The sequence below is a fragment of the Terriglobia bacterium genome, from assembly GCA_020073185.1.
In the GTDB taxonomy this organism is placed as follows: Bacteria; Acidobacteriota; Terriglobia; order Terriglobales; family Acidobacteriaceae; genus JAIQGF01.
On sequence record JAIQFT010000061.1, the window covers coordinates 35,810 to 43,840 of the forward strand.

Consider the following 8,031-nt stretch of genomic DNA (forward strand, 5'->3'; position numbering starts at 1 on the left):
GCGAATTGTGCATGCGCATCGAGCTGCATTCTGCGCGACGAAAGCTCCTGTTCGGCGCCCTTTGCCTCGGCCTGATCGCCGGGTACGTGTATCGCGCCGGACGGAGTTACCTCGTCTCGCGCGCCGCCGACAGCACCGACCCGGAAGTGCTCGAGCGTGCCGTGCGCCTGGAACCGGGCAATGCGCAGGCGTGGTACCGGCTTGGGCGAGTGCGCTCGGTGTTCATGCAGGATGTTCCGGGGTCCATTCCTCTGTTGCAGCGGGCCCTTTCCCTCGATCCTCACCACGCACGATACTGGCTCGACTTGGGCCTGGCATACCAATACACCGGCGATGCGGCGGCGCAGCGCAACGCGATTCATCAAGCCGTCCGCTACGATGCGCACGACCCCGACATCGCGTGGGAGGCGGGAAACTTTTATCTCGTGGCCGGGGACACCGACCGCGCCCTGTCGCTGTTTCACAACGCCCTGGAAGGCGACACCACGGGCAAGAATCTGGCGCGTGCCGTCTTGCTCAGCTTGCGGGCCACGAACAACGATTTCGTACGCGTGGTTGACCAGGTGCTGCCGCGGAATCCCTATTACTGTCTCCAGTTTGCAGAGCTGCTGACCGACGCGCGCCAGTACCAGGCCGCCGATATGGTGTGGTCACGCGCCGTCGGGCTGGGCAAGCACATCCCAATCCGCTTCGCCGCCAATTACCTGGCGAGCCTGGTGGAGCGCAACAACTCCGCCCGGGCGCGTTCGGCCTGGAACGACCTGGCCAAGCTGGACCCTGAACTTCAGCCGTACGCTTACTCCGCCGACAATCTGATCGTGAACGGCCGCTTCGAACACAACATCCTGAATGTCGGTTTCGACTGGCACTACACGGTCAGCGAGAACGTCACTCTGGAGGTGGACAACTCCACCATTCACGGGGGAACGCATGCCTTGCTGATCACCTTCAACGGGCAGCCGGTGAGTGACCTCGGGCTGCGGCAAACCGTGCCGGTGGACGGGGACGAGTGTTACGAGTTCTCCGCGTTCCTGCGCACCAGCGAATTGGACAGCGTCGGCGGCCCGCGGTTCTCGCTGCAGGATGTGAAGACGGCGCACGCTTACGTGCTCACCGAAGACATGACCGGTACCCACGGCTGGGAAGAGCGGCGGCAAACCTTCCGCACCGAACCCGGCACCCACTTCCTAGAATTGAAGATCGTGCGTAACAAGCCCGATACTGCGATCCGCGGCCGGGCATGGACCGACGATCTACGGCTGACGCGCGCCGCGCCGGAGGCATGCCGGTGAAAACTCCGGTTTCCGTCGTTGTCCGTCACGCACCCTCGGGCCTGACTTGGCCGGATGCAAGCGATCGTGTCGAGTTGTGGGACAACCTGCTGTTGTTCGGCCTGGGATTGGTGCTGGGGTTCGCCGCGCTGGCGTTTGGCACGACAGAGCCGTGGTCGGAGTTCATCCTGGAGTGCGGCGCGGCCGCGTTGTTCCTGCTGTGGGCGGCCCGCCAGGTGGTGGGGGGCAAACTGGAACTGCGGCCCAGCCCGCTGTACTTCCCTACCCTCGCCTTCGCTCTGCTGGTTGCCGTGCAACTGGTGTTCGGGATCTCGGTTTACCGCTACGCGACCGTGCAGGAGAGCTTCCGCTACCTGGCGTACGGGCTGCTGATGTTTGTCGCCATCCAGAGCTTTCATAGCCGGCAGCAGATCCAGAGGTTTCTGTTCGGCATGAGCGTGTTTGGGTTTCTGCTGGCGGTGTTTGCCATCCTGCAGGACCTCACGTCAAACGGCAAGCTCTATTGGGTCCGGACGCCGACGGTCAAGGCGTGGGCGTACGGTCCTTACGCGAACCACAGCCACTGGGCGGGCCTGATGGAGTTGCTGACGCCGCTGCCGCTGGCGCTGATGATGCGGCAGCGCGCCACGCCGCCGCAGAAAGCGCTGCTTGGATTCGCCATCCTGATGATGGGAAGCACCATCTTCCTGTCGGGTTCGCGCGGAGGCATGATTTCGTTCGCCGTGCAGGTCGTATTTGGTGCGACCTTGATGTTGCTCCGTGGACGCTCCAGCGAGCGGCTTCGCGATCTCGCCATCCTGGCCGTCATCGGCGTGGCGTTTCTTACATGGTTGGGCGGCTCCCGGGTTTCGCAGCGCATCGAGAGCGCCTATACCGAGGGCGGAGCCACCATGAGCAACACGCTGGACGCGCGCTTCCGTTTGGCGCTGGACAAAGATACGTTCGCGATGGCCAAGGCGCGTCCCATCCTCGGTTGGGGGCTGAACTGCTTCCCCGCCGCGTTCCCGCAATTTCAGACGTTTTATACCGATCGTTTCGTCAACGCCGCGCACAACGATTTCCTGCAATTGCTGGCGGAGACGGGTGTGATCGGGTTCGCGATCATGCTATGGTTCCTGATCGGCATGTTCCGCTCGGCGCTGCGCCGCACCAGGCCGGCGGGATTTGTCTCCTCGGCAAAACTGTCGGCCCTGGTGGCATGTGCCGGTGTGCTGGTGCATGGGCTGGTGGATTTTAACCTGCACGTAGCCGCCAATGCCGCGCTGTTCTATGTCTTGGCTGCGCTGGCGAGCGCTGAGGAGGTAGAGGGGGCGTCGCGCAACGTCGTCCGCCGCGAACAGGGCCCCGTGCTGGTTCATGACATCACGTTGAACTAGTTTCGGCTTTGTTTGGGAATGGGGAGCAACCGGCGCGCCAAACGCGGCAGGTAGCGCATGGCGCGCGCGACTCGCACCAGCGGATACAGCCACGCAAGCGACCCTGGCAGCGAGACGCTGAGCCAGTCCGGCGGGCCGGGATTGAAGGCCAGCCGGAGCGCGATCAGGAGGACGTCGGACCAGCGCTCGCGACAGCGGAGCAGCAACAGGTTCTCAGCCAGCTTGTCAGCCGGCGCGTCGCCGGTATACAGCGACTGTGCCATGGCCTCAAGCAGAGGCGGCACGGCAGGGTCCCGCCGTACGGCGTCTGCTATGGCGGGTGGCAACTCCAGCTGCAATATGCGGGCGGCGAGCGCGACGGAAACCAGCACGATGCGGCGCACGCCTTCCCGTTGAGAAACGTCGAGTAAGTGCTGCGCGGCGGCGGCGCGCTCGCGCAGCAATAGCGCGACATCCACCAGCCAAAGGAGGCGGTACCAGAAATGCTTCGTGCCGTGAGCACACAACAGCAGGAACAGATCGTCAGGGGCGGGCACGGCGACCTGCCGCCCGGCGACGGTTACGCTCACGCTCGCGCGTTTCAAGTCCACGACGGGAAAATCGAGAGAAAAGTACTTGCGGAAGGGCGCCCAGTGGAGCTCGACCACAGTGCCCGATTCCCTTCCCACGAGCTGCCATTCAGATTGTGTACGTAGAAAAGCCGCGAAGAGTGACGGACGAAGCGGGAGCCGGTCGCTGTAGCCGGCGTTGTGCAAGGCTTCCAGCGCGCGCGACACATCGGCCGGCGCGACCAGGATGTCGAGGTCGCACGACTGGCGAAGCGTCACATTGCCGTACAGTAGCTGCGCCATGGCGGGACCTTTGTAGGCGAGGGCGTCAATCCCGCCAGCCTCGAGGACGCGCATGATGTCGAGAAGCTCCGCCGAGAGGCGCAGATTGTCCAGGGCGACCTGGCGCGCGCGCTGCCGAATGGCATCGACGGCGGGAGAGCCTATGCGGGCGTCTTGCTGGGCACGCGCCAGCAGCGGAAGGACTCCGTGCCGGTCGGCGACGGAAGCGAGGAAGGCCAGGTCGGGATAGGCCGCCAGTTCTCCGGCAGCTCCGCGGTTGCGGCCGGAAACATATTCGCCGCACATCAGGCCAAGCAAATCCACCGCGCGGCGGGCATTCTCCGCCGCATTCGCGGGCGGCAAACCAACCGTCGTGGTCGGACAAAAGGATTGTGCCGGGGGCAGGTTCATGCGGACTGGGCGGCTCGATGCGCGTGTAAAATAAACTGAGAACAGCGACTCCGAAATTCTTTCCCCATATGCTTGTTGGCATCTTAGCGCAGTTCGACTGGCGGGCGGCGGCTGTCTCTCCGGATTGCGTGACGAGGATCCATTGAAATCTGCGTCCAGCAGCAATATCGCGGCAGAACACGCGCTGGCCATGGCCGGCGCCCATCCCGTGCTGCTGGAATTAGGTCCCAGAGGACGACCGGCGGCGATCTGGGACAACCTCGCGTCGCAGTCCACGTACATCGGCGTGGGATACGAAGCCGAGCAGATGCGCGCTGCGTGCTCGCATTTTGCGGGCGTCCATCTGGTGAATGGGATCGTGGTACCGCAGACCATGCTTGTTCCCGGTACTTCGGTGACGTTTCACACTACACGGGATCCCTTATATTGCTGTGTTTTGGAGCCATCCAGCGGTTGCGCCGAGTATCTGGATGGTGCCGCGCGAAAAACGGGGCAATTGAGTTGTTCCCCAACCAGCGTCGATTCCGCCTTGCAGCGCTGTGGAGTGGATCGAGTCGATTGGTTCCATGTGTACGTAGGCGGTGTTGATCTGCGCCTGTTTACCAGCAGCAGCGAGCATTTGCAGGCACACGTGCTGGCGCTGGACACAGGCTTCGATATCGTGGATCTGTGGCCCGAGCCGGGATCGAGGCTCACGGCATTCGACGGCATCTTGGCGCGCGGTTTTTGGCTATCGCGGCTCAGCTCGCACGGGTTCGTCAGGATGCGCGCAGCCACGCTGGAGCGCCTCCGCCAGTCAGGCGCGGCGATCGATGAAGGGTTCCTGGAGCGCTGGCACCGGGTCTCCCCGGGTTGGCTGTTCGCCCGCTTCCTCAGGACGATTGCGTTTCTCGCCGAGACCGATGCCGACCGCCACGACTATGTAAAGCTGTGGAGTTTTGCCCTGACCGACCAGCAATTCGGGTTCGCCGCCGATGTGGCGTGCGACTATGAGCGGCGGTTCGGCAGCGACCAGGTCAGCTCGGCCATGCTGGAAGAGGTGCGCCGGCGGTTCAAACTGCTTCCGCGCAAGCCGCCGCCGCTCGGCTTTCTACGACAAATGCTTCCCCACCCCATCAGAAGGCGCTTGCGCCGTTTGGTATTCGGAGATTCGTAGGGTTCCATGAGTGCAATTTTCGGGATCGTCTATTTCGATGGCAAGCCGGTGGAGCGCAAGGTACTTGCGGCCATGGAGGAGAGCCTCGCGCCGCGAGGGCCCGACGGCCGGGGCACGTGGCTTAAAGGACCGGTGGGCCTTGGGCATCGCCTGCTGTGGGTCACGCCGGAATCGCTGCACGAGAAGCAGCCGCTGGCAAATGCCGACGGAACCCTGGTCATCACCGCCGATGCGCGGGTTGATAACCGCGATGAACTGATTGCGGAACTTGGCACCGGCGGCAAGGCGCGCGAGTCGCTCACCGACGTTGAGCTCATCCTGCGCGCCTATGAACGCTGGGGAGAACCGTGCGCGGAAAAACTGCTGGGAGACTTTGCGTTTGTCATCTGGGACGAGCGCAGGCAGCAACTGTACTGCGTGCGCGACTGCGTCGGCGTCAACCCCTTTTATTACTACCATCGGCCCGGCCGGTTCTTCGCCTTCGCTTCCGAGATTGGTGCGCTGTTCCAGGTGCCCGGTGTCCCGCGCGAACTGAATGATGCGATGGTCGCCACGTACTTGCTGCAGGATTTTAACAACCGCATCACTTTCTATAAGGACGTGCTGCGGTCCCCCCCAGCACATACTCTCACCGTTGCCGCAACCGGCGTGACGTCGCGGCAGTATTGGGAGTTGGATCCGGGCCGCGCGATAACACTGTCGAGCGAGGAAGCATACGCGGAGCGCCTGCGCGAAATTTTCACCGAGGCGGTGCAGTGCCGCCTGCGCAGCGCGTTTCCGGTGGGCTCCTATCTCAGCGGCGGGCTGGATTCTTCCTCCATCGTCTGTTTTGCGCGGCAGATGCTACAGCAGGCGGGCGGTCCCGCGCTGCACACATTTTCCCGCATCTACGAGAACTTCCCCGAAGCCGACGAGCGGGAGTACATACAGGAGGTACTGGCGGGTGGCGGTGTCGTGCCTCACTCCGTGGCTGTCGATTCGCTCAACCTGTTCGAGGACTTGGATAGGCTGCTTCGCGACGTCGAGGAGCCGCTTTGGACGCAGGCTCTGCTGGTTTACCCTCCCCTTGAACAGGTGGCTCGCGACTGCGGCGTGCGCGTGCTGCTGGACGGGGACGATGGGGACAACGCCGTCGGCTACGGCGATGACCTGATTTTGGAGCATCTCCGGACAGGACACTGGATCTCAGCCTGGCGGAAAATGATGCAGTTCGCCACCGTTAGCCGGTTCCCCCGGTGGCTTATGTTCAAGGGTTACGTTCATCTCGCTCTTCCGCATCCGCTCATCACCGCCTGGAGGCGGCTAAAAAGGACCTGGGATGCGACGCCGCATACGCTGATTGATCGGGCATTTGCGCAGCGAGCAGGTATCAACCTCGAACTCTGGCCGCCAAGACTGAAGCAGGTGCCGCTGAACCGGCCAGTGATGAGTCAATGGCAGAACCTTACGGCAAATGCGGTGGCGCTGTCCTTCGAGATCGTCGGAAAGCATGCCGCCAGGCTAGGTTTGGAGTGCCGGTACCCGTTTTGGGACAAGAGACTGCTGGAGTACTGCCTGGCGGTGCCGGCGACGCAAAAATTCCAGAAGGGTTGGAACCGCGTGGTCATGCGGCGCGCTGCGGCGGGCATCGTGCCGGACAAGATTCGCTGGCGGGGCACGAAAGCCAATCCCTCCCGCTTCCTTGCCCACGCCGTCCTGTCTTGCGGACAGGACCTTCTCGAAGACGTCATCTACGGCTCCCCTTCTATCCTGGAGGAATACGTTGATGTGGAGGGGCTGCGGACTCTGTACGCCGAGTGCTTGTCGGGGTCGACCACTAAGTTCAACCTTCTCTGGAAGACCGCTAACCTGGGCTTATGGCTGCGCTACACCGGCCTTCATCTTGGCTGTTCTTCGGCCAACTCGATTGATGATAAGCTCGCGCCAACAGCGGAGGAGGAGCACCAACAGTGAGTGACTCGAGCCTAGATCAACAAGTGAGTAACTCGAGGCCAGATCAGCCGCCCAACGCAGACCAGAAGAAGCCTTACGTGGCACCCGAGCTTAGGCCTTACGGCGACGTCGTCAGGAACACGCACTCCAAGGCAGGCGGGTCTACGGACGGACCAAGTAGGTCGGCCGCTTAACGTCATTCATGGAAATCCGGGTCTGGATCCAGCCGTGAGAGACTTGTATGCGGAGTTGCTCGTCGAGGATCTCTCTTGCTGAACGCCGCCGGTGCGTTCTGCTGATTCTTGCTTCCGTATGAATTCCGCCTGCCAAGCAAAGAGACCGCGCTCCGCGCGTGAATGAGAATTCAGTGACGCGGATCGAAGCAGTCGCCGGGAGCCAGCGCTTGGGGATACTCCCTCCGTACATTGGTCGATGTTAGACTTATGCAGGAGGAGCGCAGGGCATGAGTGCTGCGAACGGAGAACATCAGCCCACGGCGAAAGGCAGACGGCCTTACCAACCACCGGAGCTAAGATTCTACGGCGACGTCGTAAAGAACACCAAGCGCGGCGCCGGCAGAACCCCCGGGGCTGGGGATGGGCAGTTCAGGTCAGCCGCTTGACGGTAACCGGTAGAGTACTGCTTCTCCGCTTCCTTGCGATTCACTGTAGGTTGGTGCTCAAGGGCGTCGCCTGGCAAAGGGCCACTAACATCGCCTGTGCTCCTTCCAGTTTTCCCACCCCATGACCTCTGCTTGCCGGAGGAACGAAACTGAGCCGGGCCCGGACTTCGAGAGTGGAATCTTTCTGTGATTATTGCGCATACGGATTGCGCGTGCGCGTTGACCGGCCGATTCCGGGCCTTTTGCCCTCGCCGCCCGCCGCTGCGGTAGACTTCTAGAGCGGTTCCCGAGTAGATATACCCGCGAATGAGTGTTTGGACGTAAGCTGCTGGTGCTGGCGGTCTCTGCGAATACAGCTGATGGCACGAGCCTTTTCCGACGATCTGCGGCGGAGGATTTTGGTGGCGTACGC

The 8,031-nt window shown here is 62.5% G+C and carries 5 protein-coding genes; 4 read left to right on the forward strand and 1 reads right to left on the reverse strand.

What is annotated here, in order from left to right; genetic code table 11:
- Nucleotides 1-11: 11 nt before the first annotated feature.
- Both LAN64_17565 and LAN64_17570 read left to right on the forward strand, forming a co-directional pair.
- Complete coding sequence (locus LAN64_17565) at nucleotides 12-1,292, forward strand: tetratricopeptide repeat protein (GenBank protein ID MBZ5569639.1); 1,281 nt, start codon at nucleotides 12-14, stop codon at nucleotides 1,290-1,292.
- On the forward strand, nucleotides 1,241-2,668 hold the full coding sequence (locus LAN64_17570; protein ID MBZ5569640.1) for an O-antigen ligase family protein: 1,428 nt from the start codon (nucleotides 1,241-1,243) through the stop codon (nucleotides 2,666-2,668). Before LAN64_17565 ends, LAN64_17570 begins: the two co-directional genes overlap by 52 nt.
- Here the strand turns inward: LAN64_17570 and LAN64_17575 are convergent.
- Complete coding sequence (locus LAN64_17575; GenBank protein ID MBZ5569641.1) at nucleotides 2,665-3,861, reverse strand: nucleotidyltransferase family protein; 1,197 nt, start codon at nucleotides 3,859-3,861, stop codon at nucleotides 2,665-2,667. The genes LAN64_17570 and LAN64_17575 overlap by 4 nt on opposite strands.
- Before the next feature lie 190 nt (nucleotides 3,862-4,051).
- Here LAN64_17575 and LAN64_17580 point away from each other — a divergent pair, with 190 nt between their 5' ends.
- Together LAN64_17580 and LAN64_17585 are read left to right on the forward strand one after the other, a co-directional pair.
- Nucleotides 4,052-5,065, forward strand: coding sequence for a hypothetical protein (locus tag LAN64_17580; protein ID MBZ5569642.1), 1,014 nt, complete (start codon nucleotides 4,052-4,054; stop codon nucleotides 5,063-5,065).
- Nucleotides 5,066-5,071: 6 nt separating this feature from the next.
- Nucleotides 5,072-7,018 carry a lasso peptide isopeptide bond-forming cyclase gene (locus LAN64_17585; GenBank protein ID MBZ5569643.1) on the forward strand — a complete coding sequence of 649 codons (1,947 nt, stop codon included), beginning with the start codon at nucleotides 5,072-5,074 and terminating at the stop codon, nucleotides 7,016-7,018.
- The last annotated feature ends 1,013 nt before the right edge of the window (nucleotides 7,019-8,031 follow it).

Coding starts and splice junctions, on each gene's coding strand:
- LAN64_17565 (MBZ5569639.1), top strand. CDS start 12: ATGCGCATCGAGCTGCATTCTGCGCGACGAAAGCTCCTGTTCGGCGCC.
- LAN64_17570 (MBZ5569640.1), top strand. CDS start 1,241: ATGGACCGACGATCTACGGCTGACGCGCGCCGCGCCGGAGGCATGCCG.
- LAN64_17585 (MBZ5569643.1), top strand. CDS start 5,072: ATGAGTGCAATTTTCGGGATCGTCTATTTCGATGGCAAGCCGGTGGAG.